Here is a 24,072-nt window from a genome sequence, read left to right as displayed (position 1 = left end):
CTCGCTCCGGTTTCTTCGCCTTTTAAGACGGTTCGTGCTGAATTAGCCGAATCCGGCCAGGCGTTGCCTCAGCCAGTACAATCATGACATCGCCATGACGGCCGGGCAGGTTGACTGACCTGCCCGGCCGTCACCGCTCCGGCTCACCCGCCCGCATACCATGATCGATTCCCAGGCAGTCCGTGCCTATCTGCTCGGTCTGCAAGACCGTATCACCGACGCTGTCGCCGCCATCGACGGCAAGGCGTTTTCGACCGATGCCTGGGAGAAGCCGCCCACCGAGCGCCTGCGCGGCAGCGGCCGCACCCGTATCCTGGAGGGCGGCGCCGTGATGGAGCGGGCCGGCGTGGGCTTCTCGCATGTGCGGGGCGATGCGCTGCCGCCGTCGGCGAGCGCCAACCGGCCGGAGCTGGCCGGGCGGGGCTTCGAGGCAATGGGCGTGTCGCTGGTGTTCCACCCGCGCAACCCCTTTGTCCCCACCGTGCATATGAACGTGCGCTGCCTGATGGCGGTGAAAGAGGGCGCCGAGCCGGTGTGGTGGTTCGGCGGCGGCATGGACCTGACGCCGTACTACGGCAACGCTGGCGACTGCGCACACTTCCACGCCACCTGCCGCGACGCCCTCGCCCCGTACGGCGATGACCTCTACCCGCGTTTCAAGCAATGGTGCGACGAGTATTTCTTCCTCAAGCACCGCGGCGAGGCGCGCGGCATTGGCGGCATCTTCTTCGATGACTTCTCCGCGCTCGGCTTCGAGCGCAGCTTTGCCATGATGCAATCGGTAGGCGACGCCTTCCTGGACGCCTACCTGCCGATCCTGCAGGCGCGCAAGGACACGGCCTACGGCGAGCGCGAGCGCGAGTTCCAGGCCTACCGGCGCGGCCGCTATGTCGAGTTCAACCTGGTGTTCGACCGCGGCACGCACTTCGGGCTGCAATCGGGCGGCCGCAGCGAGTCGATCCTGATGTCGATGCCGCCGCTGGCCAGCTGGCGCTACGACTGGCAACCGGAACCGGGCAGCGCGGAGGCCGCGCTGTACACGGACTTCCTGCCCGTGCGCGAGTGGGCCTGACGGCAACCCCATGGCACACAACATCGCACGATCGCTCACCGCCAACGCGGCAGACGCAGCAGACCCAGCAGGCTTGACCAAGAGCCACCGCCCCTACCGCCTTGGCATTCTCGGCGGCACCTTCGATCCGCCCCACATCGGCCACGTGGCACTCGCCCGCCTCTGCATCGAACATCTCGAGCTCGACGAGCTGGTTTGGATCCCGACCGGCCAATCGTGGCAAAAAGGCGACGACGTCACCCCTGCCGCCGACCGCCTCGCCATGACCGAACTGGCCGCGCAGGCATTGTCCGACACGCGCGCGCTGGTGCATGCCAGCCGCATGGAAGTCGACCGCGCCGGCCCCAGCTACACCGTCGATACCGTGCATGAGCTGCGCGAGCACTATGGCCCCGATGCCTCGCTGGCGTGGCTCATGGGCGCCGACCAGTTGCTGCGCCTGCACACCTGGCATGGCTGGCAAGAACTGTTTGCGCACGTCCATCTTTGCGTGGCGACGCGGCCCGGTTTCGACCTCGCGGAACTGGACGGTCCGGTGCGCCAGGAGCTCGCGCAACGGCGTGCGTCCACCGACCTGATACAATCCATGCCCTCCGGCCGCATGTGGATCGACCAGACGCTCGCCGTCGACCTCTCCTCCACCGCCCTACGCCAACGCCTGGCTGCCGGACAACCGGCAGATGACCAGCTGCCGTCCGGCGTGGCACACTACATCGCGAGCCGCGGCCTGTATCGGCCGACGCAGTCGGATCTGCCCATCCCGGCCCGCCCCCAAACCGATCTCAGCTGAACTGAAAAAAAGCACCATGGATATTCGCAAACTGCAACGCGCCATCGTCGACGGCCTCGAAGATGTCAAAGCGCAGGACATCAAGGTGTACGACACCACCCACCTGACCGAGCTGTTCGACCGGGTGGTGATCGCCAGCGGGAGCTCGAACCGCCAGACCAAGGCGCTGGCCGCCTCGGTCCGCGATACCGTCAAGGAAGCCGGCGGCCATATCGTTGCGGTGGAAGGGCTGGAAACGGGCGAATGGGTGCTGGTCGACTGCGGCGACGCCGTCGTCCACATCATGCAGCCGCAGCTGCGCATGTACTACAACCTGGAAGAACTCTGGGGTGACAAGCCGGTGCGCCTGAAGCTGTCCACGGCCAAGAAGGGCCTGGCCAAGGCCAGCGAGCCGATCGACGGCGAAGATGAAGACGACGCTCCGGTCGTGCGCACTGCCCGCCGCGCCACCGGCCTGCGCCCGGCGCTGGCCCGTCTGCCGGAAGGCATGAAAGAGCCTTCGCCGCCGCTTGGCCACGAAGATACGGACCCGGACGCCATCGCCACCAACCGCGCCCCGACCGTGCAAAAACGCCTGACCAGCGCGCTGGGCTCGGCACCGGCGCGCAAGGCACCGGCCAAGACGGCCGCGCCGCGCAAGACCGCGGCCGGCACCGGCGTGGCACGCAAGACCGCCACCAAGACGGCTGCGACCAAGACTGCCGCCAAGGCGCCGGCCAAGACGGCGGCCGCCAAGGCACCGGTGGCGCGCAAGCGCACCACCCGCCCGGCCTGAGCCGGACCGGTCCGCTTCCCGCCATGCAATTGCTGATCGTGGCCGTTGGCCACAAGATGCCCGGCTGGATCGAAACCGGATTCGCGGAGTACGCGAAGCGCATGCCGCCCGAGCTGCGCATCGAGCTGCGCGAGATCAAGCCCGAGACACGCTCGTCGAGCAATAACGCCACCACCGTGATGCAACGCGAAGCGGCCCGCATCGAGGCGGCGCTGCCCAAGCAATGCCGCATCGTGGCGCTGGACGAGCGCGGGCGCGACCTCACCACGGTGCAGCTCGCCGCCCAGCTGGGCGACTGGCAGCGCGAAGGCGGCGATGTTGCCTTCCTGATCGGCGGCGCCGACGGCCTCGACCCTGCCCTGAAGGCCCGCGCGCAAACCCTGCTGCGCCTGTCCAGCCTGACCATGCCGCACGGCATGGTGCGCGTGCTGCTGGCTGAGCAGCTCTACCGCGCCTGGTCGGTCACGCAGAACCACCCCTACCACCGCGCCTGAAACCAGGCGCGCCCGTGTCGCGCGCCGGGCGAGGCCGAGGGTACAATGCGGCCGAAGCGGCGCATGCGCTGCAGCTGCAGCCGCATCTGGCTTGCCCTACCCCCACTGCCCTGCCGTGACCCATACCTTCCTCTATCTCGCCTCCCAGAGCCCGCGCCGGCGCGAACTGTTGACCCAGCTTGGCGTTGCCTACGAACTGCTGCTGGCCGACGACGACGAAGACGCCGAGGCGCTGGAAGTCGTATTGCCAGGTGAAAGCCCGGACGACTATGTGCAGCGCGTATGCGCGCTCAAGGCCGAAGCCGCACTGCGCCGGCGCGAGCGGCGCGCCCTGCCCGACGCCCCCATCCTGACCTCGGACACCACCGTCTGCCTGGGCGGCGAAATCCTCGGCAAGCCCGCCGACGATGCCGATGCCGCCCGCATGCTGGCCGCCCTGTCCGGGCGCACCCACCGCGTGCTGACCGCGGTAACCGTGGTTTCCGCGCTCGGCCAGCGCCACGCGCTGTCGGTTTCCGAGGTGAGCTTTCGCATCATGACCGCCGACGAGATTGCCGCCTACGTTGCCAGTGGTGAACCAGCCGGCAAGGCCGGTGCCTATGGCATCCAGGGCCGCGCCGCCGAGTTCGTCGCGCGAATCGACGGCAGCTATTCGGGTATCATGGGTTTGCCCCTGTTCGAGACGGCTTCGCTGCTCAGACAGGCCCATCTGCGGTTCTGAAAACCCCGCCGCCGCCCATCCGTTCGCGCTTCAAGCTGCTGCCACCCTGGCCACGGCAGCGTCCGCGGGCAGCATGGCAGCACACTGCGGACAACCACCTGGCCGGTCAGCCGGCGACGAGTTTCATCCACTATGACTGAAGACATCCTCGTCAACATCACACCGCAGGAAACACGCGTGGCCATCGTGCAGCAGGCCGCCGTGCAGGAACTCCACGTCGAGCGCACGCTGTCGCGCGGGCTCGTCGGCAATATCTACCTTGGCAAGGTCGTGCGCGTGCTGCCCGGCATGCAGTCCGCCTTCATCGATATCGGACTGGAGCGCGCCGCCTTCCTCCACGTCGCCGACATCTGGCACCCGCGCGATCCGGACAAGAACGCCAACGCCGCGCAGCTGGCCATCGAGAAGACACTCTACGAAGGCCAGGCCCTGATGGTCCAAGTCATCAAGGACCCGATCGGCACCAAGGGCGCGCGGCTGTCCACGCAGGTCAGCATTGCCGGGCGCACCCTGGTCTACCTGCCGCAGGACCCGCACATCGGCATCTCCCAGCGCATCGAGGGCGAGGTCGACCGCGAAGCCCTGCGCGCCCGCGTGCAGGGACTGGTGCCGGCAGATGAGCGCGGCGGCTTCATCGTGCGCACCATCGCCGAGGAATCCAGCAACGAAGAACTCGGCAACGACATTGCCTACCTGCGCAAGATCTGGGCTTCGATCCGCCAGAACGCCACTACGCTGCCCGCGCCCAACCTGCTTTACCAGGACCTCAACCTGGCCCAGCGCGTGCTGCGCGACTTCGTCAACGACGCCACCAACGTGATCCAGGTGGACTCGCGCGAGAACTTCCAGAAGCTGGTCGAGTTCGCCCAGGAGTACACCCCCGCGGTGCTGCCACGCCTGTCGCACTACACCGGCGAGCGCCCGGTCTTCGACCTCTTCAATATCGACGCCGAGATCGAGAAGGCGCTGTCGCGCCGGGTCGACCTGAAGTCCGGCGGCTACCTGATGATCGACCAGACGGAGGCCATGACCACCATCGACGTCAACACCGGTGGCTACGTCGGCGCGCGCAACTTCGACGACACGATCTTCAAGACCAACCTGGAAGCGGCGCATACCATTGCGCGCCAGCTGCGGCTGCGCAACCTGGGCGGCATCATCATCATCGATTTCATCGATATGGAAAACACCGAGCACCGCGACCAGGTGCTCTCGGAACTCAAGCGCGCGCTGTCGCGCGACCGCACCCGCATCACCGTCAACAGCTTCTCGCAGCTCGGGCTGGTGGAGATGACCCGCAAACGCACGCGCGAGTCTCTCGCGCACGTGCTATGCGAGCAGTGCCCGGTATGCACGGGCAAGGGCCAGGTCAAGACGCCGCGCACGGTCTGCTACGACATCCTGCGCGAGATCATGCGCGAATCGCGCCAGTTCAACCCGCGCGAGTTCCGCATCCTTGGCTCGCAGCATGTGATCGATTTGTTCCTGGAGGAAGAAAGCCAGCATCTGGCCATGCTCGGCGACTTCATCGGCAAGCCAATCTCGCTGCAGGTGGAATCGACGTTCCACCAGGAACAGTACGACATTATTTTGATGTGATCAGGAACGGCATCAGGCGCCCCTCGCGGCTGCCTGATGCTGCGCGGCACCCTCATTCAGGAATCCCCGGATCAAGCGCACCAGGTTGTCCTCCAGTTCAGGATCGGCCAGCAGGGTTTCGTCCGCCGCCAGCGCGCTGCGCATCACACCCATGACGGCCTGCGTCAGGACGAAGGCGGCCATCGGCCGCATGACAAGCGCGCGGTTCTCGGCGTCCACGGCGTGGCCCGAACTGAGCCACTGCGCGACCTGCGCCGCGGAGCCTTCCAGCGCCTGCCTGCTACCCGAGGCCAGCGCTACCTCCAGCAAGAGCTTGCGCACGCGGTGACGGCCGCCAAATGCACTTAGCAATGCACGCACCAATAGCCTGGCGCGCGCCGTGGGGTCGGGCGTGCCGGGCGTGCTGAGCAAGAGGCCCAGGCGCCCCATCACGCTCTCGATCTCCCTGCGCCCCAGTGCTTCCATCACTTCCTGCTTGTTCGAGAAATACTGGTAGAGCGTGCCGATGCTGATGCCGGCCACCTCGGCGATCCGGTTGGTGCTCAAACCCTCCAGTCCCTCCTTGTCCAGGAGGCGGATGGTCGACTCAAATATGAGTTCCAGCTTCTCCAGGGACCGCGCTTGCATCGGCCGGCGCCGCTTCGGGCCGTTGTCTTCAGGGGTTTGCAGGGTCATGGCATGGGCTCCGGAACGCGAGTAAGCAAACCTGATATTAGCTCATATAATCATCCGCATACTATCCCCTTCATGCTCCGGGAGCGGTCATGACCCGTCTGGAAATCCTTCAGCTCTATGCCTTGCCGGTAGTAGTCGGCGCGTCCCTGTTGGAAGCGCTGGTGCTGCACTGGCGCAAGCCCGGCACGTTCGACTGGCACGAGGCGTGGCTGTCGCTGGTAGACCTGGCCGGGCGCAAGATCCTGGTCTTCCTGCCCTTGTCACTGGCGGCACCCGTGTTCGCGCTAGCCTGGGAACACCGCCTGCAAACCATCGTGCTCAACAGCTGGCTGCTGGGCGTGGCCTTGTTCGTCGGCCAGGAGTTCTGCTACTACTGGTACCATCGCGCGGCGCACCGCGTGCGCTTCTTCTGGGCCACGCATGCCGTCCATCACTCGCCCAACCAGCTCACCTTGTCGACGGCTTACCGCCTTGGCTGGACCGGCAAGCTGACAGGCACCACGCTGTTCTTCACGCCCCTGGTGTGGCTGGGCTTTCCGCCCGAGGTGGTGATCGCGACCTTGTCGCTGAACCTGCTCTATCAATTCTGGATTCACGCGACCTGGATCCCGCGGCTCGGCTGGCTGGAATATGTCCTGAATACGCCGTCCGCGCATCGGGTTCATCACGCCGCCAATATCGAATACCTGGATGCCAACTTCGGCGGCGTGCTGATCGTCTTCGACAGGCTCTTCGGCACCTACGTGGCAGAGCGCGACGACGTGCCGTGCCGCTATGGGCTGGTCACCCCGATGCGCTCGCGCAATCCGCTGCGTGTCGAGTTCCAGCAGTGGCTCGACCTTGGACGGGACTTGGCGCAAGCACGCAGCCTGGGCGCGATGCTCGGCTTTCTCTTCCTGCCGCCCGGCTGGCGCCCCGACGGACAGGGCCACACCACGGAAGCGCTTCGCCGTCAGCGCGCGCTTGCCGGCTCCCTTGCCTCGGAGGGCAGCGGCGCCGCGCCGAAGTAGCGACAGCGGTGCGCGTCCGCACGCTTTCCTCTCGCCTTCCTTGCCCCATCCTCTATAAATATGGAGACAGGTGCCCGCATTCAGATTGCCTCGCGGGCACCGGGCGCAAGGAGTCACCATGAAGAAGAAGCGCTTGCTGCTGTGGCCGTTAGCTGCCGCATTGGCGGCATGCACGGTGACATTGCCTCCCCCCTCCCCACCGGCTGCGCGCTTACCCGAGACACAAAAGGCCCCCGCCCCCGTGGCGCGGGAACGCGCCACGCCTATTCCCCCGCACGACATCGATATCGCCGCCGATTGCCAGCGCACGGAAGAGGACGGCTTTCGCGAGGATGCCCATATGCGGGTGGCCAGCAACGATGTGCGCAGCCTGAGCTGGAAGCTGTGGGTGGGCCGGCATGGCTCCTGCCACTTTGATCTCACCGAATTCCGCCAGGTGCGCAAGACCCCGCACATCGAACTGCAGGCGATCGATGGCAGCGGCTGCACGCTGATGGTCTGGCAGGACCCGCGGCGCGTCACGCTGGCGCATGCGCATTGCGAGCAGCATTGCACCCCGGGTATCTACGAGCAGGCGTGGCCGGTGCTGTTCGATCCGCGCAGCGGCACCTGCGCGCAGATCCGCTAGCGCTGCCGGGATGTTGACGGCAAGCGCGGCTCAGCGCTCGCGCAGGCGCGCGGCCGCGCGCGTCAGCGGCTTGGCCAGCACGGTGGTGGCCAGCGCCATCAGCAGCAGGCCGGAGAAGGCCGTCATGCCGATCAGCCCGGCTTCGAACAAGATTCCCAGCACGACCACCTCCATCAGCCCCTTGGTCTGGACCAGCGCGCCCAGCATCCAGGCCTCGCGCCGCGGCAGGCCGGCCAGGCGCGCCGGCAATGCAGTTCCAACCACCTTGCCGGCCACCGCGACCATGGTGCTCAGGCCGAACACCAAAAGCGTCGCCTGACCGCCGATGGCGATGTCGGTACGCAGCCCGGTCATCAGGAAGAAGAACGGCATCAGGACCACCACGGTGGCGGGCTCGAGCTGGCGCCGGAGTTCGCCCGCCGCATCGCGCGGCAGCACGACGCCCGCGAGGAAGCCGCCAAGGATATAGTGCAGGCCGATCGACTCGGAAATCAGCGCCGAGCCGAAGATCAGCACCGCGACCAGCGCCAGGCGCGCGTCGTTGGCGGCCATCCGCGGCAGCATGCGCGCCAGCAGCGGGCGTACCAGCCACAGCATCGCACCGACGTAGGCAAGGCCCAGGCAAGCCAGCCGCAGGAAGTCATAGGTAGAGGAACGGCCCGCGCTGGCGAGGATGGCCGACAGCACCACCCAGATGGCCGCATCGCTGAAGGCGGCGCAGCCGAGCGCCAGCTGGCCGGGCACGGAGTCGGACAGCTTCATTTCCCGCAGGATGGCCCCCAGCACCGGCAGCGCCGTCACCGCCATGGAAACCCCCACGGCGAAAGCAAATTGCCAGGCGGATGCCGCATGCCCCACGGCACCCGGCGTGGCATAGGCCAGCCAGGCGCCGGCTGCCGTGCCGAGCGCGAACGGCACCAGCACGCTGCCCAGCGCGGCCGCCATCGCTATGCGCCGTATCCCTGGCTGCTGTGCGCTGCCGATGTGCAAGCCGGAGAGAAAGGCAAACAGCACCACCGCCAGCCATTGCAGCCCGGAGAGCGCGGATAGCTGCGCCGGGCCGAACAGGGCCTGCCAGCCTTGCGGCCACAGTGCGCCAAGCAGGGACGGCCCAAGCAGGATGCCGCCCACGATCTGCATGGCCACCAGCGGCACGATGCTGCCGATGCGCAGCCCGCGCCACAGGATGAACGGTGTACCGACCACCAGGCAGGCCTGGGCAAAAAAGAGCGAGACGGGATTCAAGGCGACGGGCGGATCGAGAGAAGTGGAACAAGGAGGTGGGCGCTCCGGGCGCCCACCGGGCGAGCGTCCAGCGGCGCTACTTAGCCTTCGGCACTCGTCCCATCAGGTAGAACTCCTCGTTCGGCCGCATGCTGATGGTGTTCGCCATGCGGTTGGACAGGCCGAAGAAGGCGGTGATGGCCGCGATATCCCAGGCGTCCTCGTGGCTGAACCCATGCTTGGCCAACGCCGCGAAATCGGCATCGCCAACCTCGGCCGAGGCCTCGCAGACCTTGAGGGCGAAGTCGAGCATGGCGCGCTGGCGCGGCGTGATGTCGGCCTTGCGGTAGTTGACGGCCACCTGGTCGGCCAGCGTCGGCTTTTTCTCGTAGATGCGCAGGATGGCGCCGTGCGCCACCACGCAATACAGGCACTGGTTGGCGCCCGAAGTGGCCACCACGATCATCTCGCGCTCGCCCTTGGAGAGGCCGCCCTCCTTGAGCATCAGCGCATCGTGGTAGGCAAAGAAGGCGCGGAATTCATCCGGCCGGTGGGCCAGCGTCAGGAACACGTTCGGCACGAAGCCGGCCTTGTCCTGGACTTCCAGGATGCGAGCCCGGATGTCCTCGGGCAGCTCAGCGATGGCGGGAACCGGGTAACGGCTCAGTGGCGGCGATGCGGTCATGGTGGTCTCCTTCGGGGGTACACCCCTCTTTGCACTGCGCATGAACCGCCCGCGCTAGCTGCCGCGGGCAGCGGGAATCTGGCCGGCCGTGCCAGCCTACTGGGTGGCGAACTGGATCTTGTGCAGCCCGGCGTAGAGTCCCTCGGCCAAGAGCAGTTCGTCGTGGGTGCCATGCTCCGCCACCCGTCCGTGGTCGAGCACCACGATGCGATCGGCGTTCTCGATGGTGGACAGGCGGTGCGCGATGACCAGCGTGGTTCGGCCAACCATCAGGGCTTCCAGCGCGGCCTGCACCTGGCGCTCCGATTCGGAGTCGAGCGCCGAGGTGGCCTCGTCGAGAATCAGGATCGGCGCGTCCTTGTACAGCGCGCGCGCGATCGCCATGCGCTGGCGCTGGCCGCCGGACAGCTTCATGCCGTTGTCGCCGATATTGGTCTCGAGCCCTTGCGGCAGGCCCTTGATCACATCGGTCAGGTAAGCGGCTGCCAGCGCGCGCTCGACGCGCGCCATGTCGATTTCGGCCGCCGGATGCACGCCATAGGCCACGTTGGCAGCAACCGTGTCGTTGAACAGCACCACGTCCTGGCTGACAAAGGCGATCTGGCGACGCAGGTCATGCAGCGAGAACGCGTCGATGGTCTTTCCGTCCAGCAGGATGCGGCCCTCGGTCGGGTCGAAGAAGCGCGGCACCAGATTGACCAGCGTGGTCTTGCCACTGCCCGACGGCCCCACCAGCGCCACGACTTCACCGGCGCTGACGTTGAAGTTGATGTTGTCCAATGCCGGGCGGGCGCCCTCGCCGTAGCGAAAGCCCACCTTCTCGAATACCAGTTCGCCACGCGCGCGCTCGAGCGGCAGGCCGCCGTCCTGCGGCTCGATCGGCTCGTCGATCAGGCCGAAGATCATCTCGGCCGCGGTAAGGCCGCGCTGCAGCGGCTGGTTCAGGTCGGTCAGGTGCTTGAGCGGCGAGACCAGCAGCAGCATCGCCATCACAAAGCCGGTGAAGCTGCCCACCGTGGTGTGGTTGGTCTGCGACTGGATCATCGCGATGGTCAGGATGACAGACAGCGCCAGCGCCGCCAGGAATGCCGTGACAGGCTGGTTCAGCCCGCCTGCCACCGCCATGCGCATGGAATAGCCACGCAGGCGCTCGGCCATGGCCGCGAAACGCGACGTCTCGTAAGCCTCGCCGCCATGCAGCTTGACCACCTTGTAGCCACCCGCCGCCTCCTCGACCACGTAGGCCGCGGTGTTGGTCAGCGCCTGATGATCGCGATTAAGGCGCCGCAGGCGGCGATTGACCTTGGCCATGACGAAACCGATCACCGGCAGGATCACCGCCACCACCAGCGTCAGGCTCCAGTTGGTATAGAACAGGTAGACCAGCAGCGCGAGCACGGTGAGCGAATCGCGCACCAGGGTGATCAGCACGCCGGTCAGGATCTGCATGACCTGGTTGACCTCGAAGATCACCGCATTGATCAGCGAGGCCGCGGTATTGCGGTGGTAGAACAGCGCGGGCGCATGCAGCATGCGCGCGAACATCTGCATGCGCATCTTCAGCAGCACCCGGTTGGAGATCAGGGCGAGCAGGTAGCCGGAAGCGAACTGCGCCACCCCACGTATCAGTGCCACGCCAATCAGCAAGGCCGGCACATGCCAGAGCTTGCCGGCATATGCGCCGCCGAAACCGTTGTCGAGCAGGTCATTGACGACCTTGGGCATGATCCCTTCGGCGCCAGCCACAGCCGCCATCGCGATAATGGCAACGATGAAGACGCGCATTTCCGGACGCAGGTAGGACCAGACTCGCTTCAGGGTGTCGGCTTCCTGTGCCGGGGGCGCATTTTGTTCTTGGACTTTCACGTTTTCTCCACCCCGTCGGCGCGGGGATACTTTGCTTGTACCGCGGCCAGCCCGAGCAACAGCCCGATGATGCCGGCATAAAAAACAATATTTGCCTGGTGCGCCATCGTCACCTGGGTCAGGCCGCTGATCAGGCTGGCCATGACGACGCCCAGGCCGGCACCACTGAGGCTGAGGCCAAGCCCGTTGGCATTGCGGCTGCATTGGCGCAGCATCCGCCAGAACATGGCAGCGGGAACCAGAAATAGTCCCAGCAGCGCCAGCACCCCTGGAACGCCGGTGGTCGAAGCAGCCTCCAGGACGTCGTTGTGTGCGTGCTCGAGAACGCACGCGGGAGAGTCGTTCTGCCGGCAAAATGCGGACGACTGTGTAATGCGGGCAAACTGGCCAATACCGACGCCCATCCAGGGATGCAGACGGATCGAGTGCACGGCGAGCTGCCAGATTTCCAGACGCGAACCGATGGACGTTTCCGTATCCCCGGCCTCGAACCGGTCGATTTCGTGGCGCACTTGGTCAATCCGCTTCGCCACCGGACTGCCAGGAATGAGATACGAGCCAGTCCCCAACAAGGCAAACAATGCAAGCGCGATGCAGAATCTTGCCGGCCTCAACCCGCGATACCGGACAAATAGCAGCGGCAGCATCGTAATCAACATGGCAAGCATTGCGCCTCGCGTGCCGTTCAACGCCAGTATCATTGCGGCCAACGCCAGGTTTGTCCAAGCAAGCGCGTGCGCGCGACGGCTGGTTCCCGGCCTGACAAAGCCGATCAAGCCAAGCGCGGCTACCATATTGGCGAAGGCGATAGGCTGGGTCCATGCAGCGGGCCTGGTGTCGCCAAGCGCCACATACTGGTAAGCCACCAGCACGAGGCTGGCCGCCAGTGCGATCGAAATGCCAAGCCACATCGCCCGAGGATCGGGCGCGCTATGCAGGACCACCAGTAAGGTCAACAGGGCAAGCAGAATTCTCGAAGGATTATCGAGCACGTTCCACGGCACGTCGAAGTAAAGCTTCGACGCTAGACAAACGATCACCAGGGCTAGAATAGCGAGCCCCAGGGGGTTCAGCAGGTTGCGGTATGCGCCCCATGTCTTGCGCATGCCGTCGCTAGCGATAAGCGCCAGGAACACAACGCCTGCCAGGAATATCCCTGCCCCCCTCGGTATGCATAGCAACAGGATCGGAAACGCCAGGACAAGGGCGCTTGCGATCGAAGTCAGTTTTGCCGCACGAAGTACCATAAACAAGCTCTATGAAAATCTCAGTCGTACTGATTACAAAAAACGAGGCACACAACATCCGGGAGTGCCTGGAAAGCGTGTCCTGGTGCGACCGCGCGATTATAGTGGATTCAGGTAGCCGGGACGGCACGGTCGAGCTGGCCCGCAGCCTGGGCGCGGAGGTCTTCGAAACCGAGCACTGGCCTGGCTTCGGCGCCCAGAAAAACCTGGCGGTATCCAAGGCCGACGGCGACTGGATCTTCTCCATCGACGCGGACGAACGGGTCACCCCCGAGCTGCGCGACGAGATTCTCGCCGCAGTGGCGTCTGGCCAGTCCGATGCGTACGAGGTACCTAGGCTGTCGCGCTTTTGCGGCCGCTTCATCCGTCACGGCGGCTGGTACCCCGATTACGTCACACGACTGTTCCGCCGTGGCCACGCCCGCTTCACCGACGATCTCGTGCACGAGCGCGTGGTAGCCGATACACCAGTCGGCAGGCTCAATTCAGCATTGCTGCATTACACCTACGACGATTTCTCGCAGGTGCTGCAAAAGATCGACAAATATTCCAGCCTCGGCGCCCAGCAGGGCTTCGCGCGCGGCAAGACAGCGTCGCCCGCCGGCGCCGTGCTGCATGGCGCCTGGGCCTTCCTGCGCACCTACCTGCTGCGCCGCGGATTCCTGGACGGCGCGCAGGGGCTCGGTGTGGCGCTGATGAATGGCCAGGCCAGCTACTACAAGTACATCAAGCTATGGTACCTGCAGCAGAAGAGCGAGCAGCAGGTGCCCCCACGGTAGGGGCTGCCGCCCCTGTTTGAGGCGCGCCCAGCAAGTCCTCGACGCAAGCACTGAAGGCCGCCGAGGTGGGGCCAAAGCCCATCTGCTCGATGTGGACCGCCGCATAGGCCAGCAGCCGGGCGCGCAGCGGCACCTCCTCGAGCCCGCGGCGGATCGCCTCCGCCAGCGCGGGCACATCGCCAACCGGCGTCAGCAGGCCGGCCTTGCCCTCGGCCAGGATCTCGCGCGGACCCACCGGGCAATCGGTGCTCACCACCAACTGGCCCAGCGCCATGCCTTCAAGCAGCACATTGGGCAGTCCCTCCATCTTGGAGCTGAACGCCATCAGCCGCGCATGCTGGATCCATGCATAGGGATTGGCCTGGAAACCGGCAAAGCTGACACGCTCGCTGATGCCGAGCTCGCGCGCGAGCGCTTCGAGCCGGCCGCGCGAAGCGCCGTCGCCCACCAGCACCAGCCGCTCGCACAAGCCCGTGCCCCTGACCAGCGCCGCGTAGGCCCGCAGCAGCGTGGTGAAATCCTTCTGGCTTTCTTCCAGCCGCCCCACCGAAACAATGTAGGGATGCGCCGGTGGCGTGAAAGGCGCCTTGCCAAGCGCGCGGATGCGATCGAGGTCGGTGGCGTTGTACAGGCGGATGAATTTGTCGGCGGCCTCGGGAATCAGCGCCCGCGCGTCGGCCAGCATGCTGTCGTTGAGCACCACGATGCGGTCATAGTGCTCCCGGCACTGGCGTCGCAGCTTGCGCAGCTTGCGGCGGTTCTCGCGCTCCAGGTGTGCCACGCTGAAATGCTGGTAGCCGATCATCGGCACCGGCAGGCGACCGGTCAGCCGCGACAGCGACATGTCGTAGTCGATCACCAGGTCATAGTCCCGCGCGATGCCACGAAAGCGCCGGTTGACCAGCGGCTTGCGCAGCGGCGGCAACAGCACTTCTTCATAGATCTTGCCCAACGGCCCCAGCTTGCCGGCTTTTTTCAGCTGCCGGCAACGGGAGAGCCAGGCCTCCGGCGCAAGGATATGGATCTTGACGTCCGGCGGCAGCATGGCGCGGAAATGCGTCTCCAGCGCTTCGGTCGGATAGGTCAGCGTCAGGCCGATCTCAAAGCGCTCTCGATCCAGCGAAGCCAGCAGCGACACCAGCGAGGTCTCGATGCCGCCACGCAGGAAGTGGGTGAGGTGGAAGAGGATGCGTTGCTTGGCCATGCGGGGCTTGTGTAATCCATGAAAAGACGGGATGGACGGCAGCAGTGCCGGTCGGGGCGGCGCCATGCCGGGCCGCCCTGCCGGCAAGCCCGGGTCAGCCGTAGAGCATGCGGACATTCTCGCCCGACAGGGCCGCGCGGAAGCTTGCCAGGGCATCGTCAGATGGCGTGACCAGCCACTGCCGGCCCAACTCCGCCTCGCAGCGCGCGCCGGTGGTGGCGTAGCTCACGCGCACCGGCACGCCTGGCGCATTGGTCACACTCGCCAGGTAGGGCGTGAGCAACTCGCGCAGCAGTTCCGTGGAGGCATTGCCGTTGAACGCCAGGCCGACCGCCTCGGCGTACTTGGCGCGCGCCGCCACCAGGTCCATCACCGATTCAGCGGTGAAGCGCACGCCACCGGTAAAGGTATCGTGACGGGCATTGCCTTGCACGATCACCATCTCGTCCTCGCGGAACATGTGGCGGTTGGCATCGAACAATTCGTTGAACACCGTCATCTCGACCTGCCCGGTGCCGTCATCAAGCAAGACGATCAGCATCTTGCCGCGCTGCGTCATCTGGGTGCGCATGCCGGTGATGACACCGGCGATGACCTTGCCACGCACGTCGCGGCCGTAGCCGCCGCCATTGCCTTGCACTTCCTTTTCCAGGCCGGCCAACGTGCCCTTGATGAAGCGCCCGACTTCGTCCCGGTAGGCGTCGAACAGGTGACCGGAGAAGTAATAACCCAGCGCCTGCTTTTCTTCCTGCAGCATGCGCTTGGGCGCCCAGGCTGGTTCGTCGACCAGCGAGGGGCGGTGCGATTCGCCGGCGTCAGCCATCAGGTCGAACAGCGACACCTGGTTGGCCGACTCGGCCTTCTGCTCGGCGGCTTCCATCGCGCGCGACACCGAGGCCAGCAGTTGGCCGCGATTGGCGTTGAGGCTGTCGAAGGCGCCGGCGCGAATCAGCGCCTCGATGGTGCGGCGGTTGACCTGTCGGCGGTCGACGCGCTCGCAGAAATCGAACAGGTCGACGAAGGGCTTTTCCTCGCGGGCGCGCAGGATGTCCTCGATGGCGCCCTGCCCCGAGCCCTTGATGCCGCCAAGGCCGTAGCGGATGGTCTTGGCATCGGTCGGCGCGAAGCGGTATTCGCTGGCGTTGACATCGGGCGGCAGCACCTGGAGCTTGTTGAGCTTGCAATCGTCAAAGAGGATCTTGACCTTGTCGGTGTCGTCCATGGCGAGCGACATATTCGCTGCCATGAACGCGGCTGGATGGTGCGCCTTGAGCCAGGCCGTGTAGTAGGCCAGCAATGCATAAGCGGCCGCGTGAGATTTGTTGAAGCCGTAGCCCGCGAACTTTTCCATCAGGTCGAAGGTCTCGTCCGCCTTCTCGGCGGTCAGGCCGTTCTTGGCCGCACCCTCGCGGAACAGTTCGCGGTGCTGGGCCATTTCCTCGGCCTTCTTCTTGCCCATGGCGCGGCGCAGCAAGTCGGCGCCGCCCAGCGAGTAGCCGCCGATGATCTGCGCCATCTGCATCACCTGCTCCTGGTAGACCATGATGCCGTAGGTCTCCTTGAGCACCGGCTCGACACGCGGGTCCGGGTACTCCACCTTCTCGCGGCCGTGCTTGCGGGCGCAGAAGCTGGGGATCAGGTCCATCGGGCCCGGGCGGTAGAGTGCCACCAGCGCGATGATGTCCTCAAAGCGGTCAGGCTTGGCGTCCTTCAGCATGCCCTGCATGCCGCGGCTTTCCAGCTGGAACACGGCGACCGTGTTGGCCGTCTTGAGGATGTCGAATGCCTTGCTGTCGTCGAGCGGGATATGGCTGCAGTTCCAGTCCGCCATGGACGGATCGAGCCTGCGGATATAGCGCTCGGCCCAGTCCAGGATGGTCAGCGTGGTCAGTCCCAAGAAGTCGAACTTGACCAGGCCGGCGGCTTCCACGTCGTCCTTGTCGTACTGGCTGACCACGCCGCTCATGCCGTCGTTCTGCGCGCCCTGGGTGTAGAGCGGGCAGAAATCCGTCAGCTTGCCCGGGGCGATCAGCACGCCGCCGGCGTGCATGCCGACGTTACGTGTCATGCCTTCCACGCGCTGGGCCAGCTCCAGCAGCTGGCGCACTTCTTCTTCGTTCTTCTCGCGCTCGGTCAGGAGCGGCTCTTCCTTCTTGGCTTCCTCGATGGTGACGAGCTTGCCCGGCTTGAAAGGAATCAGCTTGGCGATGCCGTCGACAAAGCCATAGCCCAGATCGAGCACGCGGCCCACGTCGCGCACCGCGGCCTTGGCGGCCATGGTGCCGAAGGTGGCGATCTGCGATACCGCGGCGTGGCCGTACTTCTCCTTCACGTACGTGATAACGCGATCGCGTCCCTGCTGGCAGAAGTCGATGTCGAAGTCGGGCATCGAAACCCGTTCCGGGTTCAGGAACCGCTCGAACAGCAGCGCGTACTTGAGCGGGTCCAGATCGGTAATGCCGAGCGCATAGGCCACCAGCGAACCCGCGCCGGAACCCCGTCCCGGCCCGACCGGCACGCCGTTGTTCTTAGCCCAGTTGATAAAGTCCGCCACGATCAGGAAGTAGCCGGGGAAGCCCATCTTGATGATGGTGCCGGTCTCGAACTCCAGCCTCGCGTAGTACTCGGGGCGCTTGGCCTCGCGCACGGCTTCGTCGGGGAACAGCACCGCCATGCGCTTTTCCAGGCCTTCCTTGGCCAGGTGCACGAGGTAGTCGTCGAGCGACATGCCGTCGGGCGTCGGAAACAGCGGCAGGCGCGGCTTGCCCAGTTCTAGCGTGAGGTTGCAACGGCGCGCGATCTGCACCGCGTTTTCCAGCGCGGACGGGATGTCGGCGAACAGCGCGCACATCTCGTCCTGGGTCTTGAAATACTGGTCGGTGGTGAAGCGCCGCACGCGGCGGGGGTTGGCCAGCAACTCCCCTTCGGCGATGCAGGTGCGAGCCTCGTGCGCGGTGAAATCGTCGGGCGTCATGAACTGCACCGGGTGCGTCGCCACCACCGGCAAGCCCATCCTGGCCGCAAGCTGCACCGCTTGCTGCACATAGGCATCGGTGCCGGGCAGGCCTGCGCGCTGCAGCTCGATGTAGAAGCGCTGCGGAAACACCTTCGCCCAATGCGCGGCGGCCTGCGCCGCGGCCGCATCGTTGCCATTGGCCAGCGCCATGCCGATGTCGCCGCCCATCGCGCCAGACAGCGCAATCAAGCCGGTGGCCAGCGGCTGGCCCTCTTCGCCGGCTTCGTCGAACCAGGCAGGGTCGATCTCGGCGCGGCCGCGGTACTGGTTGGAAAGCCACGCGCGCGACAGCAGCACGCAGAGATTGAGGTAGCCAATCCGATCCCGGACCAGCAGCAGCAAGCGCGTCGGCTTGTCGCGATCGTCGGCGTTGGTCAGCCAGACGTCGGCGCCGACCACGGGCTTGACGCCGCCGCCGCGCGCTTCCTTGTAGAAGCGGATCAGGCCGAAGGCATTGGCCAGGTCGGTCAGGGCGAGCGCGCCCATGCCATCGGCGGCCGCGGCCTTGACGGCATCGTCCAGGCGCACGATGCCGTCGACGACGGAGTATTCGGAATGAAGACGGAGATGAACGAAGCGAGGTGCAGACATGGCCGTAATTGTACCGGCTCGGCATATCCGCGCCTGCCTTCTTTGCGCTACGTGCCCGATGGCAAGATTGAGCCAGGCGCTCGGAAAAGCCCGGCAGGAAGCCTGCGAGGCGCTATAATTTCGCCTTTCCAATCAGGCAGTTACCGCGTGCTCGCAAGGCGCGGTCCCGTCGCGCGCCACCTATGCAGATCGTAAACATCTCCGCTTACAAGTTCGTCTCGCTGGACGACATCCCGGTCTTGCGCCCGGAAATGCGCGCGCGCTGCGAAGCACACGGGCTCAAGGGCACGATCCTGCTCGCGCCGGAAGGCATCAACCTGTTCCTCGCCGGCGTGCGCGAGGCCATCGACGGCTTCCTCGGCTGGCTGCATGCCGACCCGCGCTTTGCCGATATCGCGCCCAAGGAAAGCCTGTCGGAAAGCCAGCCCTTCAAGCGCATGCTGGTGCGCGAGAAGAAGGAAATCATCACCATGAAGATGCCGCTGATCCGCCCCGAAGCCGGTCGGGCGCCGGCGGTGACGCCAGTCGAGCTCAAGCGCTGGCTGGATCAGGGCCACGACGATACCGGCCGCCCTGTGGTGATGCTGGATACACGCAATGCCTTTGAGGTCGCCGTCGGCACATTCGAGCAGGCGGTCGACTACGACATCGCCAAGTTCAGCGATTTCCCGCCGGCCATTGCCGCGCACAAGGCGGAATTCGAGGGCAAGACCATCGTGTCGTTCTGCACCGGCGGCATTCGCTGCGAGAAGGCCGCCATTCACATGCAGGAAGCCGGCATCGAGCACGTCTACCAGCTGGAAGGGGGCATCCTGAAGTATTTCGAGGAAGTGGGTGGCAGCCACTACCAGGGCGACTGCTTCGTCTTCGACTACCGCACCGCGCTGAACCCCAACCTGGAGCCGGCTGGCCCCAAGCAGTGTTTTGCCTGCCGCGCCGTGGTCACCGCCGAAGAGCAGCAAAGCCCGCACTACGTAGTGGGCCAGAGCTGCCCGCACTGCATCGGGGACGGCGCCGGGACGGCGGCGGCTGCCGCCTGAGAGCGCTGGCGGCCCTCAGGCTCAGGCTGCCAGCAAGTGGTAGAGGTTGCGCAGCATGCCGGCGGTGGCGCCCCAGATAAACCGGTGGCCGCCATCCTCGCGAGGGAACGGCATGGCGTAGAACAGCCGCTCGCCGTCCACCCAGCGGAACAGGCGCTGCTCGTGATGCGACGGGTCCATCAGGAAACCTAGCGGCACTTCAAACACATCGGCAACCTCGCGCGCATCGGGCCGCAGCGTGAATCCGTCGCGGACCAGGCCCACTACCGGGCTCACATGGAAGCCGGTGCCGGTGATGTAGTCGGGCAAGCTACCCAGCACTTCCACATACTCGCGCGCCAGCCCCACCTCTTCCTCGGTTTCGCGCAGCGCCGTCGCCGTCCGGTCGATATCGAACGCTTCGTGACGGCCGCCAGGGAAACTGATTTGCCCGGCATGCGCGCTCAGGTTGGCGTTGCGCTCAGTCAGCAGCACGGTCAGCCCATCCTCGCGCTCCACCAACGGTACCAGCACAGCGGCATCGCGCAGCTTCAGGCTGCGGTCATAGACGCGCGACTCATCAGTCAGCTCGGGGTCCCAGGCAGGCGGTGACTGGAGCCGATGGCGGATGAAGTGCGGGCGCAGGCGCGCGCCGGCCAGCGGCGGGTGCCGGGTATCGGTGGCGACGATGGGGAGGGATTCGGGATCAAAGGCAGGACGCATAATCATTGCGAGTATGACAGAAGCCGGCCAAACCGTTTGTGCTGCGACGCGGCAAAGCTGGCGCGCGGAGATGCAAAAAGGGCACCCGAAGGTGCCCTTTTTGCGCAGCCCCGACCGGCAAGCCGATCGAGGCGACTGGCGGCTTACTGAGCAGCAGCAGCCTTGGCAGCAGCCTTGGCCGGTGCCGACTTGTATGCCAGCTTTTCCTTGATCCGCGCGGACTTGCCCGAACGCTGACGCAGGTAGTACAGCTTGGCGCGGCGGACGTCACCACGGCGCTTCACTTCGATCGCTGCGATCAGCGGCGAGTACAGCTGGAACGTACGTTCCACGCCTTCACCCGACGAAATCTTGCGCACGATGAAGGACGAATTCAGGCCACGATTGCGCTTGGCAATCACGACGCCTTCATAAGCCTGGACGCGCTTGCGGTTACCTTCCACCACGTTCACGCTGACGATCACGGTGTCGCCGGGTGCGAATGCGGGGATGGTCTTGTTCGCGGTCAGACGCGCGATTTCGTCTTTCTCGATCAGCTCGATGATGTTCATCGTTTCTTCTCCTTGTCCATCATGCCGACGTTGTATGCCCCAGGCATGGCCTGGGCCCCGGCAGAGGATGGGGTTTCACTTGGCGGGAGCGAGCTCCCGCCCTTCTTTCGCCAGCCATGTCGACAGGAATTTCTCGTCGACCCGGCTCAGCAACCCTTGACTGCGCGCTGCCTCGATCAGATCGGGGCGCTTCTTCGCAGTATTTGCCAGCGCCTGCTGGCGCCGCCACTTCTCGATCTCGGCATGATGGCCCCCGAGCAAGATATCGGGCACCCGCACACCTTCGTATTCTTCCGGCCGCGTGTAGTGCGGACAATCCAGCAGCCCGTTGACGAAGCTGTCCTGAACTGCCGACTGGGCATCGCCCAACACACCCGGCAAATGCCTGACCACCGCGTCGATCACGGCCATGGCAGGCAACTCGCCACCGGACAGCACGAAATCGCCGAGGCTGATTTCCTCATCGACCCGCCGCTCGATCAACCGCTGGTCAATCGCTTCGTAACGCCCACACAGCATCACCAGGCCGGGACGCTGCGCCAGTGACATCACTTTTTGATGCGTCAGCGGCGCGCCTTGCGGCGACATCAGCACCACGTGCGGCCTCACCGGCTCCCTTACCGACTCCTCCTGGCCCTCCGGCCTGGCCTGCGCCGCCTGCTGGGCGGAACACGCCGCGTCGATGGCATCTTCCAGCGGCTTGGCCAGCATCACCATGCCAGGGCCGCCGCCGTAGGGACGGTCGTCGATGGTACGGTAGTTGTCGCTGGTGAAGTCGCGTGGATTCCAGGTGCGCAGCGTGTAGCGCTGCTGCTTTGCCGCCCGGCTGGTAATGCCCCAGTCGGTCAGCGCGCGAAACATCTCGGGAAACAGCGTGATCACGTCGAACTGCATCCGCCTCTCCCTTTACTTGCCCACCACTTGCCCACCGGCTATCGCCGGCCAAGCCCCCTTGCCTTTAGCTGCTCGGGCCGCTCAGTAATCCAGGCCCCAGTCCACCACCACGCGCCGGGCCGAGATATCGACCGAGCGCAGGAATGCGTCGACAAAGGGAATCAGGCGCTCACCCGCCTTGCCATCGGGCAAGGCATGCGCCACCTGCAGGATCTGGTGCGCACCGTTGTCGATCAGCCCGGACACTTCGCCCAGCGACTCGCCCTGCTCATTGAACACGGCGCAGCCAATCAGATCGACCCAGTAGAATTCGTTCTCATCCGGCGCGGGGAAATCCTCGCGCCGAATCCAGACACGGCGTCCCTTGAGCGCCTCCGAGTGGTTGCGCTCGGACACGCCGCTCGCCTGGGCCACTACGGTACCGCTGTGCTCGCGGGACTGCACGATCTTCACGCACAAGGCCTCGGAGGCCACGGCATCTGCCGCGCCAACCAAGCCGGTTGGCGGCGGTTTGAGCAGCCACCAGCGGCGCGCGTGCAACAGCGCGCTTGCATCGTCGGCATGCGGCTGGACCTTGATCCAGCCCCGTATGCCATAAGCCGCACCGATATAACCGACCTCGATCAGGTCGTCCGGCAGCTTATCGGTATACGCCAGCGCAGCCGGCAACCCGGTTGCACCGCGCTTGAGACTGGGCTTTTCCTGCTCACCGGCCTCGCGCCGGGCCGAGGGCTCGAGCGGCACATTGAGTGGCCGCCGCGCCGGGGCGCCTTGCTTGCGTTCTGTCACGTGTCGTTTGCCACGCGTCGCGAAACGCGCGTCACAACAATCAGACTGCAGCCTTGGCGGCGTTCTGCTTGACCAGACGGGCAACCGTCGGCGACAGCTGGGCGCCAACGCCGGTCCAGTACGTCAGACGGTCTTGCACCAGACGCAGGCCTTCTTCGCTTGCCGAAGCCAGGGGGTTGTAGAAACCAATACGCTCGATGAAACGGCCATCGCGACGATTACGCGAGTCAGCAGCGACGATATTGAAGAAGGGGCGCTTCTTGCTGCCACCGCGAGCCAGACGGATTACGACCATGGGTTTGATTCCTCAGAAAACTTGATGTTCGAACACGAAACGCAAGAGTATAGACCAAATTCCGAGGCCAAACAAACACTTAGAGCGATTGACGCGACACCCGGCCACAGGCATCGTGGTGAAAACCCCGACAGGAGAGCTCGCCATGCGGTTTCACCTTCACATTCGCAGCTTCCGGACCCTGCTCGCGAGCACTTTCTCGGCGTTCGCAGCCGCGATCTGGTTCAGCCCCAATGCCAACGCCGCCCTGCCGCTGGATCAGATCCAGCTGCCGCCAGGCTTTCGCATCGAATTGCTGAGCGCGGAGGTACCGGAAGCGCGTGGCATGACCCTGTCGCCGGAAGGCACGCTCTTCATCGGCACCCGCGGCGAGGGCAAGGTGTATGCGATCCGCAACCCGCTGGCGCCCGCCCCGAAGGTCAGGGTCGTCGCCACCGGCCTGAACATGCCGGTGGGCGTAGCCTTCCGCGATGGCGCACTGTACGCCTCCTCGACCTCGCAGATCGTCCGGCTGGATGATATCGATGCCCGCCTGGACAACCCACCCAAACCCGTCGTGGTAAGTGATCGCTTTCCCTCCGAGACGCATCACGGGTGGAAGTTTATCGCCTTTGGCCCGGATGGCTATCTGTATGTGCCGGTCGGCGCGCCCTGCAATATCTGCGCGCCCGATGAAAACCGTTACGCCAACATCATGAAGATGAAGCCGGACGGCACCGACTTGCAGGTCGTGGCCAAGGGGGTGCGTAATTCGGTGGGCTTTGACTGGCACCCGGCCACCCGCCAGCTCTGGTTCACCGACAACGGGCGCGACATGCTGGGCGATGATGTGCCCGACGACGAGCTCAACCGGCTGACCCGGGCGGGCCAGCATTTCGGCTACCCTTACTGCCACGCCGGCAGCGTCGCCGACCCCGAGTTTGGCAAGCAGCGCGCCTGCTCCGAGTTCGAGCCACCGGCGGCAAAGCTGGGCGCTCACGTCGCCGCGCTCGGCATGCGCTTTTATACCGGCACGCAATTTCCCGCCGAATACCGCAACAGCATTTTCATTGCCGAGCACGGCAGCTGGAACCGGACCAAGCCGGTCGGCTACCGCGTCGTCCGGGTGGTGCTGAACGAGCGCGGCCAGGCGGTGCGCCAGGAGGTGTTCGCGCAAGGCTGGCTGCAGGGCGATAAACCCTGGGGCCGGCCCGCCGATGTCCAGGTTGCCCCGGACGGTTCACTACTGGTCAGCGACGATATGGCGGGCGCGGTCTATCGCATCCGCTACGCACCCTGATCCCTTGCCGCACGCCGGATGCAGCCCGGCTCCCGGGACAGTGGAGAAACAATCCGTTACACCGGTAACGGCTTTAGCATAGGCGCGCCGAAGACGCGTGCGTACCATGGACCCATATCTCGAACAACCTCACCACGCGACAGGAT

At 65.4% G+C, this 24,072-nt stretch carries 23 protein-coding genes; 11 read left to right on the top strand and 12 right to left on the bottom strand.

Annotation, left to right across the window (positions count from 1 at the left end):
- Window positions 1–160 precede the first annotated feature (160 nt).
- From hemF to rng, 6 genes are all read left to right on the top strand, one after another.
- Window positions 161–1,072 (top strand): oxygen-dependent coproporphyrinogen oxidase, encoded by a 912-nt coding sequence (gene hemF / locus F7R26_RS04905; protein WP_150986304.1) that lies wholly within the window; start codon window positions 161–163, stop codon window positions 1,070–1,072.
- Between the two features lie 10 nt (window positions 1,073–1,082).
- The gene (locus F7R26_RS04900; protein ID WP_241754422.1) at window positions 1,083–1,862 is read left to right on the top strand and encodes a nicotinate-nucleotide adenylyltransferase; all 780 of its coding nucleotides are present in this window, start codon (window positions 1,083–1,085) and stop codon (window positions 1,860–1,862) included.
- Window positions 1,863–1,878: 16 nt separating this feature from the next.
- Window positions 1,879–2,637: a ribosome silencing factor gene (gene rsfS / locus F7R26_RS04895; RefSeq protein ID WP_150986305.1), complete on the top strand. Its 759-nt coding sequence runs from the start codon at window positions 1,879–1,881 to the stop codon at window positions 2,635–2,637.
- 23 nt (window positions 2,638–2,660) lie between these two features.
- Entirely contained in the window at window positions 2,661–3,131 is a 471-nt protein-coding gene (gene rlmH / locus F7R26_RS04890; protein ID WP_043344552.1) for a 23S rRNA (pseudouridine(1915)-N(3))-methyltransferase RlmH, read from the top strand.
- 115 nt (window positions 3,132–3,246) lie between these two features.
- Window positions 3,247–3,852, top strand: coding sequence for a Maf family protein (locus tag F7R26_RS04885; RefSeq protein ID WP_150986342.1), 606 nt, complete (start codon window positions 3,247–3,249; stop codon window positions 3,850–3,852).
- A gap of 132 nt (window positions 3,853–3,984) precedes the next feature.
- Window positions 3,985–5,451, top strand: a complete 1,467-nt coding sequence (gene rng, locus F7R26_RS04880; RefSeq protein WP_150986306.1) for a ribonuclease G — start codon at window positions 3,985–3,987, stop codon at window positions 5,449–5,451.
- Between the two features lie 12 nt (window positions 5,452–5,463).
- Here rng and F7R26_RS04875 read toward each other — a convergent pair whose 3' ends face one another.
- Complete coding sequence (locus F7R26_RS04875; RefSeq protein WP_150986307.1) at window positions 5,464–6,126, bottom strand: TetR/AcrR family transcriptional regulator; 663 nt, start codon at window positions 6,124–6,126, stop codon at window positions 5,464–5,466.
- 89 nt (window positions 6,127–6,215) lie between these two features.
- Here F7R26_RS04875 and F7R26_RS04870 point away from each other — a divergent pair, with 89 nt between their 5' ends.
- Both F7R26_RS04870 and F7R26_RS04865 read left to right on the top strand, forming a co-directional pair.
- Window positions 6,216–7,136 carry a sterol desaturase family protein gene (locus F7R26_RS04870; RefSeq protein ID WP_150986308.1) on the top strand — a complete coding sequence of 307 codons (921 nt, stop codon included), beginning with the start codon at window positions 6,216–6,218 and terminating at the stop codon, window positions 7,134–7,136.
- Between the two features lie 118 nt (window positions 7,137–7,254).
- Window positions 7,255–7,764, top strand: a complete 510-nt coding sequence (locus tag F7R26_RS04865; protein WP_150986309.1) for a hypothetical protein — start codon at window positions 7,255–7,257, stop codon at window positions 7,762–7,764.
- A 30-nt stretch (window positions 7,765–7,794) separates the two neighbouring features.
- Here F7R26_RS04865 and F7R26_RS04860 read toward each other — a convergent pair whose 3' ends face one another.
- The 4 genes from F7R26_RS04860 to F7R26_RS04845 all read right to left on the bottom strand — a co-directional run bounded on the left by F7R26_RS04860 (window position 7,795) and on the right by F7R26_RS04845 (window position 12,786).
- A complete protein-coding gene (locus tag F7R26_RS04860; RefSeq protein WP_150986310.1) occupies window positions 7,795–9,009 on the bottom strand; it encodes a cation:proton antiporter in 1,215 nt (404 codons plus the stop codon).
- A gap of 76 nt (window positions 9,010–9,085) precedes the next feature.
- Window positions 9,086–9,673 (bottom strand): peroxidase-related enzyme, encoded by a 588-nt coding sequence (locus F7R26_RS04855; protein ID WP_150986311.1) that lies wholly within the window; start codon window positions 9,671–9,673, stop codon window positions 9,086–9,088.
- Between the two features lie 96 nt (window positions 9,674–9,769).
- Window positions 9,770–11,539 carry a lipid A export permease/ATP-binding protein MsbA gene (gene msbA / locus F7R26_RS04850; protein WP_150986312.1) on the bottom strand — a complete coding sequence of 590 codons (1,770 nt, stop codon included), beginning with the start codon at window positions 11,537–11,539 and terminating at the stop codon, window positions 9,770–9,772.
- Entirely contained in the window at window positions 11,536–12,786 is a 1,251-nt protein-coding gene (locus F7R26_RS04845) for an O-antigen ligase family protein (RefSeq protein WP_170301879.1), read from the bottom strand. Before F7R26_RS04845 ends, msbA begins: the two co-directional genes overlap by 4 nt.
- An 11-nt stretch (window positions 12,787–12,797) precedes the next feature.
- Here F7R26_RS04845 and F7R26_RS04840 point away from each other — a divergent pair, with 11 nt between their 5' ends.
- The gene (locus F7R26_RS04840) at window positions 12,798–13,565 is read left to right on the top strand and encodes a glycosyltransferase family 2 protein (protein ID WP_150986313.1); all 768 of its coding nucleotides are present in this window, start codon (window positions 12,798–12,800) and stop codon (window positions 13,563–13,565) included.
- Here the strand turns inward: F7R26_RS04840 and F7R26_RS04835 are convergent.
- Window positions 13,513–14,769 carry a glycosyltransferase gene (locus F7R26_RS04835; RefSeq protein WP_150986314.1) on the bottom strand — a complete coding sequence of 419 codons (1,257 nt, stop codon included), beginning with the start codon at window positions 14,767–14,769 and terminating at the stop codon, window positions 13,513–13,515. The genes F7R26_RS04840 and F7R26_RS04835 overlap by 53 nt on opposite strands.
- 94 nt (window positions 14,770–14,863) lie before the next feature.
- Window positions 14,864–18,376 carry a DNA polymerase III subunit alpha gene (gene dnaE, locus F7R26_RS04830; protein ID WP_150986315.1) on the bottom strand — a complete coding sequence of 1,171 codons (3,513 nt, stop codon included), beginning with the start codon at window positions 18,374–18,376 and terminating at the stop codon, window positions 14,864–14,866.
- Between the two features lie 182 nt (window positions 18,377–18,558).
- Between dnaE and F7R26_RS04825 the strand changes: the two genes are divergently transcribed.
- Window positions 18,559–19,416 (top strand): sulfurtransferase, encoded by an 858-nt coding sequence (locus F7R26_RS04825; protein ID WP_150986316.1) that lies wholly within the window; start codon window positions 18,559–18,561, stop codon window positions 19,414–19,416.
- Between the two features lie 21 nt (window positions 19,417–19,437).
- Here F7R26_RS04825 and F7R26_RS04820 read toward each other — a convergent pair whose 3' ends face one another.
- The 5 genes from F7R26_RS04820 to rpsP form a co-directional block, all read right to left on the bottom strand.
- The gene (locus F7R26_RS04820; protein ID WP_150986344.1) at window positions 19,438–20,118 is read right to left on the bottom strand and encodes an NUDIX hydrolase; all 681 of its coding nucleotides are present in this window, start codon (window positions 20,116–20,118) and stop codon (window positions 19,438–19,440) included.
- 143 nt (window positions 20,119–20,261) lie between these two features.
- Window positions 20,262–20,669 (bottom strand): 50S ribosomal protein L19, encoded by a 408-nt coding sequence (gene rplS, locus F7R26_RS04815; RefSeq protein WP_150986317.1) that lies wholly within the window; start codon window positions 20,667–20,669, stop codon window positions 20,262–20,264.
- Between the two features lie 75 nt (window positions 20,670–20,744).
- Complete coding sequence (gene trmD / locus F7R26_RS04810) at window positions 20,745–21,563, bottom strand: tRNA (guanosine(37)-N1)-methyltransferase TrmD (protein WP_150986318.1); 819 nt, start codon at window positions 21,561–21,563, stop codon at window positions 20,745–20,747.
- An 81-nt stretch (window positions 21,564–21,644) separates the two neighbouring features.
- Window positions 21,645–22,232, bottom strand: coding sequence for a ribosome maturation factor RimM (gene rimM / locus F7R26_RS04805; RefSeq protein ID WP_241754494.1), 588 nt, complete (start codon window positions 22,230–22,232; stop codon window positions 21,645–21,647).
- A 160-nt stretch (window positions 22,233–22,392) separates the two neighbouring features.
- Entirely contained in the window at window positions 22,393–22,647 is a 255-nt protein-coding gene (gene rpsP, locus F7R26_RS04800) for a 30S ribosomal protein S16 (RefSeq protein WP_150986320.1), read from the bottom strand.
- A gap of 145 nt (window positions 22,648–22,792) precedes the next feature.
- On the opposite strand from rpsP, the gene F7R26_RS04795 reads away from it, so the two are divergent.
- Window positions 22,793–23,926, top strand: coding sequence for a PQQ-dependent sugar dehydrogenase (locus F7R26_RS04795; RefSeq protein WP_150986321.1), 1,134 nt, complete (start codon window positions 22,793–22,795; stop codon window positions 23,924–23,926).
- Window positions 23,927–24,072 lie beyond the last annotated feature (146 nt).

It is taken from the genome of Cupriavidus basilensis (assembly GCF_008801925.2).
GTDB lineage: Bacteria > Pseudomonadota > Gammaproteobacteria > Burkholderiales > Burkholderiaceae > Cupriavidus > Cupriavidus basilensis.
The sequence above is the reverse complement of the archived record's forward strand: the minus strand, read 5'-3'. Positions and strand labels throughout refer to the sequence as shown.

Coding starts and splice junctions, on each gene's coding strand:
- rng (WP_150986306.1), top strand. CDS start 3,985: ATGACTGAAGACATCCTCGTCAACATCACACCGCAGGAAACACGCGTG.
- hemF (WP_150986304.1), top strand. CDS start 161: ATGATCGATTCCCAGGCAGTCCGTGCCTATCTGCTCGGTCTGCAAGAC.
- F7R26_RS04835 (WP_150986314.1), bottom strand. CDS start 14,769: ATGGCCAAGCAACGCATCCTCTTCCACCTCACCCACTTCCTGCGTGGC.
- trmD (WP_150986318.1), bottom strand. CDS start 21,563: ATGCAGTTCGACGTGATCACGCTGTTTCCCGAGATGTTTCGCGCGCTG.
- F7R26_RS04820 (WP_150986344.1), bottom strand. CDS start 20,118: ATGCGTCCTGCCTTTGATCCCGAATCCCTCCCCATCGTCGCCACCGAT.
- rplS (WP_150986317.1), bottom strand. CDS start 20,669: ATGAACATCATCGAGCTGATCGAGAAAGACGAAATCGCGCGTCTGACC.
- F7R26_RS04845 (WP_170301879.1), bottom strand. CDS start 12,786: ATGGTACTTCGTGCGGCAAAACTGACTTCGATCGCAAGCGCCCTTGTC.
- F7R26_RS04840 (WP_150986313.1), top strand. CDS start 12,798: ATGAAAATCTCAGTCGTACTGATTACAAAAAACGAGGCACACAACATC.
- F7R26_RS04870 (WP_150986308.1), top strand. CDS start 6,216: ATGACCCGTCTGGAAATCCTTCAGCTCTATGCCTTGCCGGTAGTAGTC.
- F7R26_RS04900 (WP_241754422.1), top strand. CDS start 1,083: ATGGCACACAACATCGCACGATCGCTCACCGCCAACGCGGCAGACGCA.
- F7R26_RS04855 (WP_150986311.1), bottom strand. CDS start 9,673: ATGACCGCATCGCCGCCACTGAGCCGTTACCCGGTTCCCGCCATCGCT.
- F7R26_RS04875 (WP_150986307.1), bottom strand. CDS start 6,126: ATGACCCTGCAAACCCCTGAAGACAACGGCCCGAAGCGGCGCCGGCCG.
- rpsP (WP_150986320.1), bottom strand. CDS start 22,647: ATGGTCGTAATCCGTCTGGCTCGCGGTGGCAGCAAGAAGCGCCCCTTC.
- F7R26_RS04795 (WP_150986321.1), top strand. CDS start 22,793: ATGCGGTTTCACCTTCACATTCGCAGCTTCCGGACCCTGCTCGCGAGC.
- dnaE (WP_150986315.1), bottom strand. CDS start 18,376: ATGTCTGCACCTCGCTTCGTTCATCTCCGTCTTCATTCCGAATACTCC.
- F7R26_RS04825 (WP_150986316.1), top strand. CDS start 18,559: ATGCAGATCGTAAACATCTCCGCTTACAAGTTCGTCTCGCTGGACGAC.
- rlmH (WP_043344552.1), top strand. CDS start 2,661: ATGCAATTGCTGATCGTGGCCGTTGGCCACAAGATGCCCGGCTGGATC.
- F7R26_RS04865 (WP_150986309.1), top strand. CDS start 7,255: ATGAAGAAGAAGCGCTTGCTGCTGTGGCCGTTAGCTGCCGCATTGGCG.
- rsfS (WP_150986305.1), top strand. CDS start 1,879: ATGGATATTCGCAAACTGCAACGCGCCATCGTCGACGGCCTCGAAGAT.